This is a genomic window from Paraburkholderia flagellata, from assembly GCF_021390645.1.
Classification (GTDB): Bacteria; Pseudomonadota; Gammaproteobacteria; order Burkholderiales; family Burkholderiaceae; genus Paraburkholderia; species Paraburkholderia flagellata.
Map to the genome: position 1 here is coordinate 1,123,491 of NZ_JAJEJT010000003.1, position 18,484 is coordinate 1,141,974.

19 protein-coding genes are annotated in these 18,484 nt (G+C 65.1%); 16 read left to right on the plus strand and 3 right to left on the minus strand.

The features are described from left to right. The first annotated feature begins 10 nt into the window (after positions 1-10). The 6 genes from L0U83_RS28770 to L0U83_RS28795 all read left to right on the plus strand — a co-directional run bounded on the left by L0U83_RS28770 (position 11) and on the right by L0U83_RS28795 (position 5,594). Entirely contained in the window at positions 11-601 is a 591-nt protein-coding gene (locus L0U83_RS28770) for a hypothetical protein (RefSeq protein ID WP_233887535.1), read from the plus strand. Positions 602-697: 96 nt separating this feature from the next. Continuing rightward, positions 698-1,084: a response regulator transcription factor gene (locus tag L0U83_RS28775; protein WP_233887536.1), complete on the plus strand. Its 387-nt coding sequence runs from the start codon at positions 698-700 to the stop codon at positions 1,082-1,084. A 72-nt stretch (positions 1,085-1,156) separates the two neighbouring features. Beyond that, entirely contained in the window at positions 1,157-2,500 is a 1,344-nt protein-coding gene (locus L0U83_RS28780; RefSeq protein WP_233887537.1) for a paraquat-inducible protein A, read from the plus strand. After that, a complete protein-coding gene (locus tag L0U83_RS28785; protein ID WP_233887538.1) occupies positions 2,484-4,109 on the plus strand; it encodes a PqiB family protein in 1,626 nt (541 codons plus the stop codon). The genes L0U83_RS28780 and L0U83_RS28785 overlap by 17 nt, the downstream gene beginning before the upstream one ends. Continuing rightward, complete coding sequence (locus L0U83_RS28790) at positions 4,106-4,741, plus strand: PqiC family protein (protein ID WP_233887539.1); 636 nt, start codon at positions 4,106-4,108, stop codon at positions 4,739-4,741. Before L0U83_RS28785 ends, L0U83_RS28790 begins: the two co-directional genes overlap by 4 nt. Positions 4,742-4,760: 19 nt before the next feature. Further along, positions 4,761-5,594: a hypothetical protein gene (locus tag L0U83_RS28795; protein WP_233887540.1), complete on the plus strand. Its 834-nt coding sequence runs from the start codon at positions 4,761-4,763 to the stop codon at positions 5,592-5,594. A gap of 18 nt (positions 5,595-5,612) precedes the next feature. Here the strand turns inward: L0U83_RS28795 and L0U83_RS28800 are convergent, their stop codons facing one another. Beyond that, entirely contained in the window at positions 5,613-6,530 is a 918-nt protein-coding gene (locus tag L0U83_RS28800; RefSeq protein ID WP_233887541.1) for a DUF2950 domain-containing protein, read from the minus strand. Positions 6,531-6,541: 11 nt separating this feature from the next. Further along, positions 6,542-8,017 carry a DUF3300 domain-containing protein gene (locus tag L0U83_RS28805; protein WP_233887542.1) on the minus strand — a complete coding sequence of 492 codons (1,476 nt, stop codon included), beginning with the start codon at positions 8,015-8,017 and terminating at the stop codon, positions 6,542-6,544. Positions 8,018-8,257: 240 nt separating this feature from the next. Here L0U83_RS28805 and L0U83_RS28810 point away from each other — a divergent pair, with 240 nt between their 5' ends. The 3 genes from L0U83_RS28810 to L0U83_RS28820 all read left to right on the plus strand — a co-directional run bounded on the left by L0U83_RS28810 (position 8,258) and on the right by L0U83_RS28820 (position 11,049). Further along, entirely contained in the window at positions 8,258-8,485 is a 228-nt protein-coding gene (locus L0U83_RS28810) for a hypothetical protein (RefSeq protein WP_233887543.1), read from the plus strand. A gap of 753 nt (positions 8,486-9,238) precedes the next feature. After that, positions 9,239-10,411: a two-component system sensor histidine kinase NtrB gene (locus tag L0U83_RS28815; protein ID WP_233887544.1), complete on the plus strand. Its 1,173-nt coding sequence runs from the start codon at positions 9,239-9,241 to the stop codon at positions 10,409-10,411. Beyond that, entirely contained in the window at positions 10,408-11,049 is a 642-nt protein-coding gene (locus L0U83_RS28820; protein ID WP_233887545.1) for a response regulator transcription factor, read from the plus strand. Before L0U83_RS28815 ends, L0U83_RS28820 begins: the two co-directional genes overlap by 4 nt. Positions 11,050-11,093: 44 nt before the next feature. Here the strand turns inward: L0U83_RS28820 and L0U83_RS28825 are convergent, their stop codons facing one another. Beyond that, positions 11,094-12,095 carry an AraC family transcriptional regulator gene (locus tag L0U83_RS28825; RefSeq protein ID WP_233887546.1) on the minus strand — a complete coding sequence of 334 codons (1,002 nt, stop codon included), beginning with the start codon at positions 12,093-12,095 and terminating at the stop codon, positions 11,094-11,096. Between the two features lie 245 nt (positions 12,096-12,340). Here L0U83_RS28825 and L0U83_RS28830 point away from each other — a divergent pair, with 245 nt between their 5' ends. The 7 genes from L0U83_RS28830 (at position 12,341) to L0U83_RS28860 (ending at position 18,425) form a co-directional block, all read left to right on the plus strand. Further along, positions 12,341-13,396, plus strand: coding sequence for a beta-keto acid cleavage family enzyme (locus L0U83_RS28830; RefSeq protein WP_233887547.1), 1,056 nt, complete (start codon positions 12,341-12,343; stop codon positions 13,394-13,396). Between the two features lie 129 nt (positions 13,397-13,525). After that, positions 13,526-14,857 carry an MFS transporter gene (locus tag L0U83_RS28835; RefSeq protein WP_233887548.1) on the plus strand — a complete coding sequence of 444 codons (1,332 nt, stop codon included), beginning with the start codon at positions 13,526-13,528 and terminating at the stop codon, positions 14,855-14,857. A 74-nt stretch (positions 14,858-14,931) separates the two neighbouring features. Further along, positions 14,932-15,912: a quinone oxidoreductase family protein gene (locus tag L0U83_RS28840; RefSeq protein WP_233886900.1), complete on the plus strand. Its 981-nt coding sequence runs from the start codon at positions 14,932-14,934 to the stop codon at positions 15,910-15,912. Between the two features lie 10 nt (positions 15,913-15,922). Beyond that, positions 15,923-16,771, plus strand: a complete 849-nt coding sequence (locus L0U83_RS28845; protein ID WP_233886901.1) for a TauD/TfdA dioxygenase family protein — start codon at positions 15,923-15,925, stop codon at positions 16,769-16,771. A gap of 22 nt (positions 16,772-16,793) precedes the next feature. Further along, positions 16,794-17,354 (plus strand): RBBP9/YdeN family alpha/beta hydrolase, encoded by a 561-nt coding sequence (locus L0U83_RS28850; RefSeq protein ID WP_233887549.1) that lies wholly within the window; start codon positions 16,794-16,796, stop codon positions 17,352-17,354. Beyond that, a complete protein-coding gene (locus L0U83_RS28855) occupies positions 17,341-18,051 on the plus strand; it encodes a DsbA family oxidoreductase (protein ID WP_233887550.1) in 711 nt (236 codons plus the stop codon). The genes L0U83_RS28850 and L0U83_RS28855 overlap by 14 nt, the downstream gene beginning before the upstream one ends. A gap of 41 nt (positions 18,052-18,092) precedes the next feature. Continuing rightward, on the plus strand, positions 18,093-18,425 hold the full coding sequence (locus L0U83_RS28860; RefSeq protein ID WP_233887551.1) for a Rieske (2Fe-2S) protein: 333 nt from the start codon (positions 18,093-18,095) through the stop codon (positions 18,423-18,425). Positions 18,426-18,484: the final 59 nt, after the last annotated feature.

Here is an 18,484-nt window from a genome sequence, read left to right on the forward strand (position 1 = left end):
GGAGGTCACGATGCCGTACCTCAAGTGGGTTGTTTCAGCAGCCATCGTCGCCGCGGCGCAGCTCGCCGCGGCCCAGGGGCAGACAACGGCCAACGTGACGCACGAGCCGGGCAAGGCAACCGTCACCGGCATGCACAAGGTGACGGCGACCATCACGAAGATCGACGCCGACACGCGCACTGTCACGCTCAAGCGTCAGGATGGCAAGCTGGTCGAAGCGGAGTTGGGGCCGGAAGTCAGAAACTTCGATCAACTAAAGGTCGGCGATGTTGTGACGATGGCCTATAAGGAATCCCTCACGCTAAGCCTGAAGAAGGGAGGCGGTGGCGAAACCTCGATGCAGGAAACGCCACAGGTCGCGCGTGCGGCTGCCGGCGAGAAGCCCGGCGGCATGGTCGGGCGTGAGGTGAAGGTCACGGCGAATGTCGTAGCGGTCGACACGAAAACGCAAACGGTCACCTTGATGGGACCCGAAGGCGGGAAGATGGACCTGAAGGTCGAGGATCCCCAACAGCTTGCCAGCGTGCAGGTCGGCGATCAGGTCGAGGCAGTGTATACGGAAGCGTTCGCCGTATCCGTCAAGCCTGCCCATCACAAGTAGTCGCGCATGGGGCAGCCGCTTGCGCTCAGGATACCGGTCGGCGCACACGGCGGCGCCGGCCCGGCTGTCCCCATCGGTAACCGAACGCACAGTCATATGAACAACGTGACACGATCCGTGGCCGTCGTCGACGACGAGGAGTCGGTCGGCCGGGCTATCCAGCGCCTGTTGAGGTCGGTCGGCATCGACTCCGACGTGTACACCAGCGGCGAGGCATTTCTCGACGCGCTGGCGGCTGCGGCGCCTCACGCGCCGGCGTGCGTGGTTCTCGATATCCAGATGCCCGGCATCAACGGTATCGAGGTGCAGCGCCGGCTGGACGGCACCGGCATCCAGTGCATCGTCATTACGGCGCATGACGATGCGCGCGTGCGCGAGCAGGCGCAGGCAGCCGGCGCGGTTGCGTACCTGCGCAAGCCGTTCGACGACTCCGCGCTCATCGGCGCGGTCCATGCGGTGCTTGGCGTGCCGCCGTCAAACTGAAGCGCCGCGTGCCGAATCGGTACAGCGACGATGTAGCGACCACACCTTGACCCGATCCAGGGAGTCCCCACGATGCAGCGCGCCGAGCTTCTTGTTTGCCACGACTGCGATCTCATGCAGCGCGGCGCGCCTTGTCCGCCTCGCGGCACGCTGCGATGCATGCGCTGCAACGCCGAACTGGGGCGTGATCTTCCGGAAAGCCTCGGACGTGCGCTCGCGTTCGCGTTGGGCGCGCTCGTGCTGTTCGTCATTTCCAACCTGTATCCGATCGTCGGGCTCTCCGTGAACGGCAATCTCGTGCTCACGACGCTGTGGCATTCGGTCGAGATTCTCTATCTCGACGGCATGTGGCCCATCGCGGCGCTGGTGTTCGCCACGACGATCCTCATGCCGGCCATGCAGGTCGTGTGTCTGCTCGCGCTTCTCGTGCCGCTTGCGGTCAACCGCGCGCCCTGGCATGCGCCGCTCCTGTTCCGCGTGATGTACACCGCACGGCCTTGGGGCATGACCGAGGTGCTGATACTCGGCCTGCTGGTCGCGCTCGTGAAGCTGTCCCATATCGCAACGGTCGTGACGGGTGTTGCATTGTGGTCGTTCGGTGCATTAATGCTGGTGCTCGCGGGCGCGAGCGCGGCGTTCGACGCGCGCCAGTTCTGGTCGCGCGTGGCGCGCGCGGCTCGGCGGGCCAAAGCGCCCGATGTGGCCGATGTGACCGACACGCCCGACCTCACAACGAACTTCGCGTCTCGCGAGGAGGCCAGAGCACGAGGCGACCGCGCTGCAGGCCCGCTCACCGGCGCCGCGTGCGGGATCGCGCACTGCCATGCGTGCGGGATGCTCGCGCGCATGCCGGCGGCCGCGCATGCTGCGACTTGCCCGCGCTGCGGCTGCGCCCTGCATCTGCGCAAGGTCGCGAGTCTCTCGCGCACGTGGGCGCTTCTGGTCGCGGCGGTCGTGCTGTACGTGCCTGCGAACGTGCTACCCGTCATGGACACGAGTTCGCTGTTCGGCACGCAGAAGGACACGATCATGAGCGGTGTGGTGTATCTGTGGGTGTCGGGCTCGTGGCCGCTCGCGCTGCTCGTGTTCATTGCCAGCATTGCCGTGCCCATGCTGAAGATTCTCGGGCTTTCGTATCTGACGTGGTCCACGCAACGCCGCTGGACATGGCTGCCCGAGCAGCGCACGCGCATCTACCGGCTGATCGAGCTGGTCGGCCGCTGGTCGATGCTCGACATCTACGTCATCACGATGCTCGTTGCGCTGGTGCAGTTCAACGCGCTCGCCACGATCAGGGCGGGGCCCGCCGCGATCGCCTTCGGCGCGGTCGTGATCCTCACGATGTTCGCCGCGAACATGTTCGATCCGCGTCTCATCTGGGACGCGATGGAGTGCGAGAATGGCAGCACCCGGTAACGACAATTCCTTGCCGGATCTGCCCGAGGCGAAGCCGGTGCAGGGTTCGCGCTGGCGCATGCAGATCGTATGGCTCGTGCCGATCGTCGCGGTGCTCATTGGCGGCTGGCTTGCCGCCAAGGCGATCATCGAGGAAGGGCCGACCATCACGATCAGCTTCAAGACCGGCGACGGGCTCGAGGCCGGCAAAACGAAGATCAAATACAAGGACGTCGATATCGGCGTGGTGAAGGCGGTCACGCTCTCGCCCGATCACAAGCGCGTGATCGCGACGGGCGAGCTGGTGAAAGACGCAACGAGCATGCTCGTCGACAACACGCGCTTCTGGGTCGTGCGCCCGCGCATTTCGGGCGGCACCGTTTCGGGCCTGGGCACGCTGCTCTCGGGCTCGTTCGTCGGCATGGACGAAGGCAACTCCACCAGAACACGGCGCGACTTCGTGGGACTCGAAGTGCCGCCCGCGATCCCGAGCGACGTGCCGGGGCGCGAATTCGTGCTGCACAGCGTGAACATGGGCTCGCTCGATGTCGGCTCGCCGGTGTTCTTCCGCCGTCTTCAGGTCGGGCAGATTGCTTCCTATGAAATGGATCCGAACGGCAAGGGCGTGACGCTGCGCGTGTTCGTGAACGCGCCCTACGACAGGTTCGTGCGCAGCGACACGCGCTTCTGGCACGCGAGCGGACTCGACGTGTCGCTCAGCCCCGACGGCGTGCAGATCAACACGCAGTCGGTGGTGTCGCTGCTCATTGGCGGCGTGGCGTTCGAATCGCCTGAAGCCGACGCCGGCGGCGAATCGCCCGAGGCCAACCCCGACTCGAAATTCGAACTCTATGCCACGCACGCCGACTCGATGAAGGAGCACGACCAGATTGTCGACACCTACGTCGTGACTTTCTACGATTCGGTGCGCGGGCTGACCGTGGGCGCGCCAGTCGATTTCCGCGGCGTCGTGATCGGCGAGGTCACACGCATCTATACGCGCTTCGACCCGGTGAAGAAACAGTTCAGCATTCCTGTTGAAATCAACCTGTATCCACAGCGCTTTACGTCGCGCTTCCAGGATGGCAAGCCGACCGGACGACTCACTGCGGAACCGCGACAGCTTGCCGAGTTCCTGATTGCCAGCGGCTTCCGGTTCCAGCTGCGCTCGGGCAATCCGCTCACGGGACAGCTCTACGTCGCTTTCGATGTTTTCCCGGACGCGCCGAAGGCCAAGATCGACTGGTCGAGAACGCCGCCCGAACTGCCGACAGTGCCGCGCACGTTGCAGTCGTTACAGGATTCGCTTACGCGCTTGCTCGCGAAGCTCAACGGCATTCCGTTCGACGCGATCGGCGCAAGCGCGCAGCGCACGCTGCAAAGCGCGAACGACGTGATGGCGAAACTCGGCAACGACGTCGTACCGCAGGCGCACGACACGCTCTCGGCCGCGCAGTCCACGCTCAACTCGGCCACCGACGCCTTGCAGCCCGACTCGCAGCTTCAGCAGAACACGAGTGACGCCATGCGTGAACTGGCGCGCACCGCCGCTTCCGTGCGCATGCTCACGGACTATCTCGAGCGCCATCCCGAGGCCGTGGTGCAGGGCAAACCTGGAGGCAAGCAGTGAATCGCCGCAATGTGACCTTGCATACCGTTCTCGCCGCCGCGATGGTATGGCTCGCGGGATGCTCCTCGCCGTCGCCCACGTTCTATGCGCTGCGCGCCGACGACGCGAGCGCCGCGACGTCCACCGCAGCGAGCGCCGTGCCAACCGGCGCTGCTGCGCTCGATGTCGTCGTCGGTCCAGTGACCGTCCCCGACATGGTGGACCGGCCGCAAATCGTCACGCGCAATCCGGACAACACGATCGAGCTGAACGAGTTCGCGCGCTGGGCCTCGCCGCTCAAGCTGGACATCGGGCGCGTCGTTGCCGCGGACCTCGCGCAGCGGCTCGGTACGGCGCGCGTTTCGACGATCGATGTTGGCGGCACCACGCCGCCCGTCTGGCGCGTTCGCGTGGATATCACGCGCATTGACAGCGTGCTGGGGAATTCGGTGACGATCGAAGCGCAATGGGTCGTGAAGCCGCCTGATCACCAGGCGCTGATGCTCGGGCACACGGTGGCGCATGAGCAGGTGACGAGCCAGGATTACGGCGCGCTCGTCAACGCGCACGACCGCGCACTCGCCACCATCAGCGCCGACATAGCCACAGCGATTCGCGCGGGCCACGCAACAGTTGGCAGTGCGACGGATTGATCGCGCCACGCGGGATCTCATGAAGACGTTGTGTTGCGCGTTGCTGGCACTGAGTACGGCGCTGGCGTTGGTGGCACACGATGCGTCGGGCAGCGTGCCGCGCAACGAGGACGCGCCTGCGGGACTCTTCACCGTGCTCGATTTCGTTGTCGCGCCCGCTGAACAAATGTCCGCGCAGAGCGCGGTTGCCTTGAGCGAGACCGGCGTGGAGCAGGAGACGATCAAGGCGCGCATCGTCGAAGCCTGGTTCTACCGGTTGCGTGCGGACCCGGCCGTCGCGGTCGCCGTGCCCGGCGGCGTGGCGGGCCTCGAAGCGCGCTTGCGCGACGACGCGGCGCGCGAGCGCCTGATCCGCAGCGGCATTGCGCGCCTGACGCCGCCCGACCGGTTGGCGTACTTCACGCTGCTTGCGAAGTACATGGGACGCGTGGCGCGCGGCAATTGCCAGGGGATCGCCAGCGTGCAGGACATTGCCGACCGCATTTCGATCGGCAGCATGAGCGATGCCGACACGGCCGAATACTTCTCGTTGCTCTACCGCGTGGTGATCCGGTCCCTGCTGGCCGCGCCGCTCACACTACCCACGCCCGTGGCGTACGAGAGGGCATTGCGGCATCTGGACGATGCGGTCAACGCGGCGCTCGCGGGCGATCCGCTGGCCGTGGCGCGGCTCGCACGCGTCACGAACGGCGGGCCTGGCGCCACGATGGCCGACGTTTGCTGGGCGAGCGCGGTGCTCATGCGCTCGACGGCGGCGATGAGCGGGCCGGATCGCGACGCATTGCTGCTCTATATGCTCGGCGAAGGCGCACCGGCGCAGGCGCCTGCGCACGACTCCGCGAACGCGCCTTGATCGGGCCAATGCGACGTGTCAGGGCGAAGCCTTCGACCAGCCCGGGCCCGGATCGAAAGACGTCATCGCTTCGGCTTTCGCCGCGCCATCGGGGCCGAGATCGCGCTCGTAGACCTGGCCGTCGTGGCTCACCATGAACGTCTTGATGCCCGTGTCGCCGTAACGCACGGGCCATGCCACGACGCCGAAGCCGCCGAACAGCTTGTCGTGGACCATGTAGTTGTACGAGCCGCCCGGCGCGTGCGGACCCTGTGAGGTCAGCAGCTTGTAGTGGTAGCCGTAGTAACCCGCGTTTTCGGCGTTGCGCGTCCCGGCCGTGAGAAATGCGGCGCCTAGCGGACTCGGCGTCTGGTCGGGGCCGGTCGGCCAGTACAGGCCGTCCTGTTTGCCCGGCGAACTCGCGAGCTTGCTGGCGTAGACCAGCATGGTGTTGCCGTCGTGATACGTCTGCGCATATTCGCGCTGCGCGTCGTAGACCGCGAGCATCGTCTGCATCACGGCAAGTTCGTTGCGGCCGATGCGGCGCACGCGCATTTCCTCGACACCGGCGCGCGTGTCGAAGTGCCAGCCGTGAGCGGTTTTGACGAGCGGAACCGGAAAGGTCCACCCGTCGTCGCCCACGCCGATGACTGCATGATTTGCATCGGTATCCTGAATGGTGTGCGAGGTCTTCCATTCGCTCAGGAATTTGTCGCGGACTTCGGCGCCAACCGGAGGGATGAGTTGGCGGAAATCGGCGCCAAAAAGCGTGCGCAATTCCGCTTCGTCGTTGCCGGCCACGGCGTTGCCGAACGCGGTCATCGCGGCGTCGGGCGTAGCGAAGGTGCTTTGCCCGGCGGCCGCGCAAGGCCGTGGCGCGTACGCCAGGAGTGCGATGGCAATAGCTGCTGCGGCCGCTGCGGATGCCGCCGGACGGAGAAACTCATGTCTGTTCATGGCTGTTCTCCTTAGCGCCTGCCGCCGCCGCCGCGACCACCGCCGCCGCCGCTGCGCATACCGCCGCCGCCACTCGGGCGATTGAACCCCGAGGATTGCACGCTGGAGCGGCCGCGGCTCGCGTCGCGCTGGGTGGCGCCGCCGCTGCCTACCCCCTGGAAGGCGCCGTCACGTCCGCCGCCGCTGTAGCCCCTTCCACCACCGCCTGCGCCGGTGCTTACGCGATTGCTCGCACCTGCGTTGTTGCCCACGCCCGCGCGATTGCCGCCCGCATTGCCGCCGGGACCGTTATTGCCGACGTTCCCGCGATTGCCCGCCGCCCCGTTGTCGCCGAAATTCGCGCGATTGCCGACACTCGCGTTATTTCCGGGGCCGCCGCGATCGCCGAGATTGCCCTGATTCCCGCGGTTTCCATTACCGATGCCCTGATCCCCGCGGTTTCCATTGCCGATGCCCTGGTTCCCGCGATTTCCATTGCCGATGCCCTGGCCCGCGCCGGCACCGCCGCGGTTGCCCGCGCGATCGGCCACGTTGGCGCCGCCCTGGCCATTCTGGCCGTTGCGGCCGCGATAGTCGCGGCGTCCGTCGGCGCCCCCCACGTTGTTGCCGAATTTTTCGCGCGTGGCATTGTCACGGTACGCAACGCCCTGGCGATGGCTCGAATCGTGCTGCCACCTGCCTCCCTGAACCTTCGTGCTGTCGAAATTACGATTGACGTTCCTGGCCTTGTCCACGTTGATGTTGACGTCGCCGCCGCCCCAGTTGCAGTTGCTGAAGATCGCGCCTGCGGCGGCAAGGCCGACGCCCCAGGCGAAGCCGGTCATCAGCGCGCCGCCGGGATAGTAAGCGGGAGACGGCGGCCAGGCGTACGGCGGGTAAGCCGGGTAGCTCCATGCGCCGTATACGACCGTGGGGTTGTACGCGGGCACGTAGATTACCTCGGGGTTGGCAGGCTCGATCTTCACGATGGTCTGGCCGCCTTGCGCGGGCGGCTGTTCGACCACGACCTTTTGCTGCTCGTTGCTCTTCAGGTTGCCCGAATCCTGCGCGCGCGCACGCAGGCGCTGCACAGCGGCGAGCACATCCTTTTCCTGGGCGAGGAACGCGTCACCGAGTTTCTGGGTCCAGTCGAGCTTTTCGCTCATCGGTTCGAGCGCTTGCGGGAAGGCGACGAGCGATTTCACGCTCGTGTCCCACGTCTGGTCCTGTACGGCCTTCACAGCGTCGTCACCCTTCACATTCGGGTGCTCCTTGACCCAGCGCGCCGCGTGCACGATTTCCAGCGGGTAGGTGGAGGCCATCAGGACCTGTGCCAGCACCGAATCGGGGTAGAGCGCAATGGGCGCGACGAGCGCTTCCAGCTCCTCGGGTTTGTAGGGGGCGGGCTGCGGCGCATCTTGCGCATGCAGCGACTGAGCGCCTGCGAACAGCAACGCGAACACGAGCAGGCAGACCGTGTGCATGCGTTGTTTGATCCATGAGGTCATGGCCGATCCTTCCATTCGTTTGCTCAACCAGACTACGGGGCGGATAGCGACAACGAGAAGGGGTGAGCGCGTGCGCGCGCATTATCTTTCGAGTGTGGCGAGGCGGGGAGGCCCACGGGTATAGTCCGGTAAGCCGCCTTGTGCTGGCAATCGGACCAGAGTCCTATTGACAGCGGAATGACCGCGCAACGATGCTACTCAATCGTCAAGGCAGGCAGCGTGCATACCCGGAGGTCCAAAATGAAGATGCGTTTTGCTGCGCCGTGTGCGGCGGCGCTCCTGCTTTGCGCGCCCGCTTTCATGTCTGAGGTATATGCGCAAGCAGGAACGATGGGTTCGAAGCAGATGCGGGACGTGCAGCGCAAAGCGGAGCACAAGGCTCGCTCGAACCAGTCTCAGCAACATGCTCAGCAGAAGACGACGCAGCATCATGCGGCCAGCGCGGCGGCACCGGCTTCGGCGCCTTGATCGGCAATGGCACCACACGGGCAGTCACACGCTAAAAGTGTGACTGATCCTGCCAGCCATTCAGAGCGTTTCCAGTCTGCAATAATGGCGACGGTTATTTCATAAAAAACATAATAGATAATTCGCAATACAAAAAACGCGACCGCTATTCATATTGAATAAACCGCAATAGCGATTGCGCGAACAATTATCGAGAGCAAAGATAACGTTCGCAAATATATCCCGCAAATAGTCAGTGTATATAAAGCAAGCGCAAGCGCATTCAAGCCATCGGGCGCTTGAATGGCAACGTATGCGGAAAAAATTATCGAAAACGATTGCGCGCGGGAAGAATCTCCGGCAATTTCTTTCATATAATTAACGCGCGGTGAAAGCGTGCAGCCGCGCTGTTCCGCGACGATGATCCCATCTATTCTTTCTTCAATGGCTGACTCATTCTCCGGAACTGCCGGAGCGGTCTTCGAATATCGAAAGCAGGCGGCAGTCAGCAGTCAGCAGTCAGTATTGGGGCGCAACCTGCCCCGCAAACGGCCGGAATTCTGGTGCTCGTCAAATCCGCCCTGCCTGGCGCTGAAGCGTTTGAAACGTTTCTCACGCCACAGCGGGGCAGCGTAGTCGGAGGACACCGTGATCAGGGCAGACATGGGGAACGAAAAATTAAAACTGAACAGATCGAGAGCCGAGCATGCAGCGGCCAGCCTGCTGGGATGGCTCGACAGGATCAAACCACGTAGTCTCCCAAACGGAAAAGCATTGGCCGCGCCCCAAACCGGCCACGTATCGGCGCTGGCTACGCAAGCCATTGCGCAAAGCTTGCACAGCGTTCTCGAAGTCGTGCCCGCGGCGGCACTCGTGATCGACGACGCGGGCAGCGTTGCGTGGGCCAATGGCATGGCCACCCGCGTGCTCGGCTACGCTTTGGGCGAATTGACCGGCATGCGTATCGAGGCCGTGCTCGTGGCCTGGAGAAAGGACGAGCGTCCCGTATCGTTCGCCGCGTTGAAAAGCGAGCAAGGGCGGCCGCACAGCGTGACGCGCGTGGCCATCGCGCGAGCGAAGAACGGCGCCGATATCGACGTTCACGTGAGTGCTTCGGCGCCGCTCGCTGCTGGACCGGCGGCGCGCATGGTGGTCGTCATTGAACCGGAAGGTCATGACGCGACACTCGCGGAACCCGGCAGCGAACCACGCCGGCTGCGCCGGGAACGGGCATCCGAAGTGGGCGACATGGCCGCCGCGCTCGCGCACGAAGTCGACCAGCCGCTCACGGCCATTCTCAGCAACGCGCAGGCGGCGCAGCGGTTTCTCGCGCAGAACCCGCCGGCCGTGAGCGACCTGCGGGAACTGCTTGGCGAGGTCGTGTCCGATAGCACGCGTGCGCACGCGATCATCCGCAAGATGCGCCAGTCCGCGCGGTGCGAGCCGCCGGAGATGTGCCCGGTCGATGTCGGCAGCCTCGTGCGCGAGGTGATTCGCCTGCTGCGCCGCGAAACGGAAACCTGTGGCGCGGCAGTGGGCGCGCGAATCGACGACGGCCTGCCGCAGGTGCACGGCGATGCGGTTCAGCTCCAGCAGGTGCTCGTCAATCTGCTGTTGAACGCGCTCGACGCGGTGCACGACTGCGGCACCGAAGATCGCAGGGTGTGCATCGTCGTCACGGCCAGCGAGGATCGCGGCAAGGTGCGCCTCGCCATTCGCGATCATGGGCCTGGCGTCGACGCCGACCGGCTCGTCACGCTGTTCAAGCCGTTCATGACGTCCAAGCCGCAAGGGCTGGGTCTTGGCCTCTCGATCAGCCGCACCATCGTCATGGCGCACGGCGGCCAGCTATGGGCCGAGCGCAACGCTGACCGCGGCCTCACGTTCCATATCGAACTTCCTGCCCAGGGCGCGTACGTGCAGACGAATACGCGTTTTTCACCATGAACTCGCCAACTCCCATCGTGTTCGTCGTGGACGACGACGAACACGTTCGCAACGCGCTATGCCGCTTGCTGCGATCCGGCGGCTATACGGCTCAGGCCTACGGCAGCGCCAGCGCCTTCCTGCACGGCGCGGATCTGGTGAGCGCGCCGGCGTGCCTGCTGCTCGATCTCCAGTTGCCCGACTTGAGCGGCATTGAATTGCAGCAGCGGCTCGAGGGCAGGGTGCCGATCGTCTTTGTTTCGGCCCACGGCGACATGGGCACGGCGGTGCAGGCGATGAAGGCGGGCGCATCGGATTTCCTGACGAAGCCGATCGACGCGCAGGTGCTATTCGAAGCCACGTCGCGAGCGCTCGAACGCGGCTGCCATCTGTTCGAACAACGCGAGCAGCACGCCGAGATCCAGCGCCGCGTCGAAAAGCTGACGCCGCGCGAGCGCGAGGTCATGGCGCTCGTGGTGACCGGCCGGCCGAACAAGCTCGTGGCGGATGAACTAGGCGCGGCGGAGAAAACGATCAAGATTCACCGGGCCCGCGTCATGGAGAAGATGAAAGCGAACTCGCTCGCCGATCTGGTGCGGCTCATGACCACGTTCGATGCCGACGAGCCGCATCCGCTTCCGCTTCCGCATACGGGCTGAGGGACTAAAGGGCCAGGGCGCGGGGCACGCGCGCCATAGTCCGGTCACTTCAAATGGCTATTGCGCCAGTCGCGCGGCGTCATCCCAAAGCGCGCACTGAACCAGTTCGTGAACGAGCCCTGCTGCGCATAGCCGAGCAGGTCGGAAACCCGCCCTATCGGGTAGCGCGGGTTGCTCATGTAGCGCACGGCGAGTTCGCCCCGCACTTCCTCCACGAGCTGCGTGAAGCTCGTACTGGCAGCCCCGAGCTGGCGCTGCATGGTGCGCACGCTCAGGCGCAGATGCGCCGCCACCCCTTCGACGTTGGCCTGTTCGAGCGGCAGCAGCAGGTAGATCGCCTTGCGCACCTCGAGCGCGGCGGAATCGTCGCCTGTCACGTTGAGCGATTCGGCGAGGCTTTCCGCGTAGCGCACCAGCTCCGGGTCGGCGGCCGGGTTCGGGTAGTCGAGGTCGGCGGCCGTGCACACGATGCCGTTGAAGTCGCTGCCGAATTCCAGCGGACAGCCGAAAAAGCGCCGGTGATACGTGAGATTGGCCGGTGCCCGATGAACGAAATGCACGGCGCGCGGTTTCCAGTGCTCGCCCAGCAGCGCGCTGGAGTGGCGCGCGAGCACGCCCACCGCAAGCTCGATGGCCTGGTACGTCGGCGTGCCAGGATCGACGACCAGTTCCTCGCGGATCGTGACCGTCGCGCCCGTATCTTCGACATACACCGCGAGCGCTTCGTTGAGCAGATGCCGGTACTCGGCGGTGGCGAGCAGCACTTCGCGCAGCGTGCGCTTGTGCGCGAGCAGAATGTTGACCACGCCGCTGCCGAACTTGTGGCGCGTCTCGGCCATTTGCAGCGCGAACGTGGGGCACGCGGCCTTTTGCGCCGAACGCTCCAGCAACCGGCACGCGGCGGCGGCAGGAATGCGGTGGTCCGGGTTCGCGAGCGCCGCGGCGTCCACACCCGTTTCGTGCGCAAGCTCGACCGGGTTCAGTCCCACGCGCTTCGCCACGTCGAAATAGCCGCTCAGCGAGACCGAGCTCAGGGTCGTTTCCATTGTCGTGTCTCCTCGATGCCGCGCCCTTGCCGGGCCTTGTCAGCTCGACAAACATGCGCGCGCGCTGATATCGGTGTTAACGCCTGGTGGCGCGAAAAACTAAAACGATGGCGCGCGATCAGAAAAGTGTACCGCAGGATTGCCGTATCGTGCATCTGAACGGATCAACCAGGTTCCGAGCGGTATTTCAGGCGCCAGGCCACGTTGCCAAACGTTGAAATACCGTCCCCATATTGGAGAACACGATGCAATTCCTCGACGATTCGCTGCACCCTGAGAACCAGGACAAGGTTGTGATCACCACCGCGCCGTATGGCCCGGAATGGATGCCCGAAGATTTCCCGGAAGACATTCCGGTGACGATGGAAGAGCAGATCCAGAAGGCCGTGGACTGCTACAACGCGGGCGCAACGGTGCTGCACCTCCATGTGCGCGAACTCGACGGCAAGGGCTCCAAGCGTCTCTCGAAGTTCAACGAGCTGATCGCGGGCGTGCGCGCCGCGGTGCCGGACATGATCATCCAGGTGGGCGGCTCGATCTCGTTCGCGCCGGAAGACGACGGCCAGGCCGCCAAGTGGCTCTCGGACGACACGCGCCACATGCTGGCCGACCTCGAACCGAAGCCGGACCAGGTGACCGTGGCGATCAACACCACGCAGATGAACATCATGGAGCTGCTGTACCCGGAATACCTGGAGGGCACTTCCCTGGCGCACCCGGCACTGATGGCCGCGTATAGCGAAATGACGGTGCCGGCCGGCCCGGCATGGGTGGAGGAGCATCTGCGCCGCCTGCAGGCTTCGGGCATCCAGCCGCACTTCCAGCTCACGGGCATCCACGCGCTCGAAACGCTCGATCGCCTCGTGCGCAAGGGCGCGTACAAGGGCCCGCTGAACCTCACGTGGATCGGTATCGGCGGCGGCTTCGACGGCCCGAACCCGTTCAACTTCCTCAACTTCGTGCACCGCGCGCCCGATGGCTGCACGGTCACGGCGGAATCGCTGCTCAAGAACGTGCTGCCGTTCAACATGATGGCGATGGCCATGGGCCTGCATCCGCGCTGCGGCATCGAAGACACGATCATCGACCAGCACGGCAAGCGTTTCACGTCCGTGCAGCAGATCGAGCAGTGCGTGCGCGTGGCGCGCGAACTGGGCCGCGAAATTGCCACGGGCAAGGAAGCGCGCGAGATCTACCGCATTGGCGTGCAGTACGACACCGTCGACGAAACGCTCGCGGCCAACGGCATGGCGCCGAACCGCGTGGCCGGCGTGAAGAACCTGCCGCTGCGCGCGGCGTAATGAAAGTAGGGCCCGGCGCGCATGCGTGCCGGGCCTTGAAACGGGTGTTTGGCGCTGGCCTCCTGCCAGCCGGCAGACCTGAGAGAACAACGGAACCCGACGAAGAGCGGGCTACCTAGGAGACAACCCATGCTCACGCATGCCGAGCCCACTGCGGGCGAATTGACGACGACCGAGACGAGCGTGCCCGCTTATGCGTGGGTGGTGTTCGCCTTGACGGTCGGGCTGCTGCTTTCGGACTACATGTCGCGTCAGGTCCTGAATGCAGTGTTCCCGCTGCTCAAGACCTCATGGAGTCTCTCCGACACGCAGCTCGGCTCGCTGAGCAGCGTGGTCGCGCTGATGGTGGGCGTGCTCACGTTTCCGCTTTCGGTGCTCGCCGACCGCTGGGGCCGCGTGAAGAGCATCGTCCTGATGGCGGCGCTGTGGAGCATCGCCACGCTGGGCTGCGCACTCTCGACGAACTACGGAGAAATGCTGCTCGCGCGCGCCTTCGTGGGTATCGGCGAAGCGGCCTATGGCAGCGTGGGTATTGCAGTTGTCCTGAGTATTTTCCCGGTGCGGCTGCGCTCCACGATCACCGGCGCCTTCATGGCGGGCGGCGCGTTCGGTTCGGTGCTCGGTATGGCGCTGGGCGGCGCAGTCGCGGCGCAGCACGGCTGGCGCGCGGCGTTTGGCGCGATGGCGCTCATGGGGATCGTGCTGGTCGTGATCTATCGCATCGTCGTCACGGAAAAGCGGATTGCCACGCTGCAGCCGGCAAGCGCGAGCCGCGACGCGCATAGCCTTGGGATGCGCATGAGCCTGCGCGCGCTGCTCAAGGGCCTCTTTTCGACGCGCTCCGTGGTGTGCGCGTATGTGGGCAGCGGCGTGCATCTGCTCGTGCCCGCGGCCGTGTGGAGCTGGCTGCCGAGCTTTTTGAACCGCTATTACGGCATGGCGACCGGCAAAGCGGCTGCAACCGCCGCGCTGTTCGTGCTGGTGACAGGCGTTGGCATGGTGGTGTGCGGCAACCTCGCGGACCGCTTCAGCAAGGATAACGGCGGCCGGAAATGGACCATCGCCATCGCCTACTGTCTGATCTGTTTCGCGCTGCTCGCGGTCGGCTTGCGCATCCCGGCTGGCCCGGCGCAGCTCGTCCTGATCGGCGTGGCCATGTTCTTCTGCGCAGGCGCAGCGGGCCCCTCGGGCGCGATGGTGGCGAACCTCACGCCGCCTTCGATCCACGCTTCGGCGTTCGCCACGCTCACGCTGGCGAACAACCTGCTCGGTCTTGCGCCCGCCGCGGTGCTCACGGGCATCGCCGCGGATCACATCGGCTTGCTTGGCGCGCTGCAGCTCGTGCCGTTCGCGCCGCTCGTGGCAGCAGCTGTTTTCCTGATCGGCAAGCGCAATTACGCCGTCGATCTGGATCGTGTGAACACACTGCGCGAAGAAGCCGGTGGTCACGCACAACGATGAATTTGAATTTGCAGTTTGAGTCAGCTTGACTGAGTTTGAGTCAATGCGTTCGAGTAAAGGATAGGAGATTGAACATGGCGAAGGCAGTACGCTTTTATGAAACCGGTGGTCCCGAAGTCTTGCGCTACGAAAGCGTCGAAGTGGGCGACCCCGGCCCCGGGCAGGTCCGCCTGCGCCATGAGGCAGTCGGCCTGAATTTCGCCGATACCTACTTCCGCTCCGGCCTGTACCCCGTTCCGCTGCCTGCCGGCATGGGCGTGGAAGCCGCGGGCGTGGTCGAGGCCGTGGGCCCCGAGGTGACCAACGTCGCAGTGGGCGACCGCGTGACCTACACCGGTTTCATCAACACGCTCGGCGCGTACAGCACCGAACGCCTGATCCCGGCGGCGCCCCTCATCAAGCTGCCCGACGCGATTGCGTGCGAAACGGCGGCCGGCATGACCATGCGAGGCCTCACGTCGTCGTACCTCATGCGCCGCATCCACGACTTCAAGGCCGGCGACACGATCCTGCTGCATGCAGCCGCGGGCGGTGTCGGCCTGATCGTCTCGCAGTGGGCGAAGCTGCTGGGCCTCACGGTGATCGGCACGGTGTCGAACGAGGCGAAAGGCGAAGTGGCGCGCGCACATGGTTGCGACCACATCATTTACTACGGCCGCGAAGATGTCGCGAAGCGCGTGCGCGAACTGACGAACGGCGTGGGCGTGAACGTGGTGTTCGACAGCGTGGGCAAGGACACCTTCGAAGCGTCGCTCGACTCGCTCAAGCGCCGCGGCCTGATGGTTTGCGTCGGCACGGCTTCGGGCCCGATTCCGCCGTTCAATCCGCAGATCCTCGCGATGAAGGGCTCGCTCTATCTCACGCGCCCGGCGCTGGCGGACTATATCGCCGACCCCGCGGAAAAGAACGAGCTGGCTTCCGAGCTGTTCGGGCACGTTGCCGCGGGCCGCATCAAGATCGAACTGAACCAGCGTTACGCGCTGGAAGACGCGGTGCAGGCGCACCGCGACCTCGAAGCGCGCAAGACGACGGGGTCGTCGGTCTTCGTCATCTGAGGAGCGCAGCATGAAAGTCGAACAACTGACCTATGCCATCGGCGCGGAACTGACCGGCGTGAATCTCGCCGATGCCGTTCACGACGACGCGCTCTTCGCCGAGATTCGCGCGGCGCTGCTCAAGCACCGTGTGCTGTTCCTGCGCGACCAGAACATCACGCGCACCGAGCACGTGGCGTTCGCGCGCCGCTTCGGCGAGCTGGAGGATCATCCGGTGGCGGGCAGTGACCCGGAGCATCCGGGCCTCGTGCGCATCTACAAGAACCCGGAGCAGCCCAACGACCGTTACGAAAACGCGTGGCACGCGGACGCCACCTGGCGCGAGGCGCCGCAGTTCGGCGCGGTGCTGCGCTGCGTGGAGTGCCCGCCCGTGGGCGGCGACACGATGTGGGCGAACATGGTGCTCGCCTACGAGAAGCTGCCGGAACACGTGAAGGCGCAGATCGACGGCCTGTATGCGCGCCACAGCATCGAGGCGAGCTTTGGTGCGGCCATGCCGATCGAAAAGCGCCATGCCCTGCGGGCGCAGTTTCCTGACGCGGAACACCCGGTGGTGCGCACGCATCCGGAAACCGGCGAGAAGGTGCTGTTCGTGAGCGCGTTTGCGACGCACATCACGAACTATCACACGCCCGATCGTGTGCGCTACGGTCAGGACGCCAACCCGGGCGCGGGCGACCTGCTGCGCTATCTCGTGAGCCAGGCCTATATTCCGGAGTACCAGGTACGCTGGCGCTGGAAGCCGAACAGCATCGCGATCTGGGACAACCGCAGCACCCAGCACTATGCAGTGATGGACTATCCGCCGTGTCACCGCAAGATGGAACGCGCCGGCATTATCGGCGACAAGCCGTACTGAAGCGCGCAGGAGACCAAAACAAATGACGCTTGAAACCACACCGACCATTCTGATGGTCCCGGGGTTGCGCGACCACGTGGCGGAGCACTGGCAGACGCTGCTGGAAAGCCGGCTGCCCAAGGCGGCCTCGGTGCCGCCTCTCGAGCACGACAAACTGAGCTGCGCGGCGCGCGTGGCCGCGCTCGACGCGGCGCTCGCGAAGATCGACGGTCCCGTCATTCTCGTCGCGCACAGCGCGGGCGTGATGATCACGGTGCATTGGGCGCAGCAGCACAGCCGCAAGATTCATGGCGCGCTGCTAGCCGCGCCGGCGGACCTCGAAACGCCGCTGCCGGCGGGCTATCCCGCATTCGAAGCGTTGGCCGAAAACGGCTGGCACCCGATTCCGCGCAAGCCGCTGCCGTTCCCGAGCATCGTGGGCGCGAGCCGCAACGATCCGCTCGCGCAGTTCGAGCGCGTGGAGGCGATGGCGAAGGATTGGGGCAGCCGCCTTGTGGACCTGGGTGAAGTCGGTCACCTGAATCCCGCAGCGGGATTTGGCGAATGGCCGATGGCCGAGATGTTGATTCATGAACTTGTCTGATCAAAAGTGGGCGGCGCAGGCGAGTCGCGACGCGGGTGAACCGGCCGTATTGACGATCGAAGCCTTCTTCGATTTCATCTGCCCGTGGTGCCTGATCGGCAAGCGCAATCTGGATGCGGCGGTCGAACGTTTCGCGAGTGCGCGACCCGATGTGCGCGTGCGTGTGCAGTGGCGCTCGCACCAACTGCTGCCGTGGACGCCGCTCGAAGGCTTGCCGTATCAGGCTTTCTATCGCGACCGCCTGGGCAGCGCCGAAGCGGTGGCCACACGGCGCGCGCAGGTGCAGCGCGCGGGGCGCGACGCGGGTGTCGAGTTCGCGTTCGAGCGCATCGAGGTGCTGCCGAACACCGCCGCCGCGCACGACCTGGCCACGTTTGCCGCTAGCCGCGGCACGCGCGAACAGAGCGCGGCGCTGATCGAGCGCGTGCTCAAGGCCTACTTCATGGAAGGCCAGGACATCGGCGATTACGCGGTGCTCGAGCGCCTGGGTCTTGAATGCGGCCTCGAACGCGAGAGCCTGGAGGCGCACCTTGCTGCATCGAAACGCCTCGCAGACCCGACCGGACAGCGCGTGCCGTTCGCCGACCCGCAGGTGAATGGCGTGCCGTATTTCGTGTTCAACACGGGCTATTCGCTCTCGGGCGTGTACTCGCCAGTGGCGATGGCCGGCGCGATGTCGCTGGCGGTCGCACACTGAGGCGAGTCGAGGCGAACCGACGGAAGTTGAGGGGAAAGGGGATGACACGTGAAGTACCGGTCGGCACGGCCGACGAACTCGCGCCGGGCCAGCGCAAGCTGGTTTTCGTCGATGGCCGCAGCGTCGTGCTGTTCAACGTCGACGGACAGATGCACGCGGTCGACAATTCGTGCCCCCACAACGGCGCCTCGCTCGCGAGCGGCCCGCTCGAAGGATGCATGTTGCGCTGCCCGGCGCACGGACTGCGCTTCGACGTGCGCAGCGGCTGTATGCCGGGCGCGGGCGGACTGAAGCTCACGACGTTTCCTGTGCGGACCGTGGACGGAAAGCTGCTACTGAGTGTTGTGGAAACGCCGGCTTCCAGCCAGGCATAACCACGCAGCACTGCATACGAATATCGCATACGAACAAAAGTTACTTAGGATAGCAAACC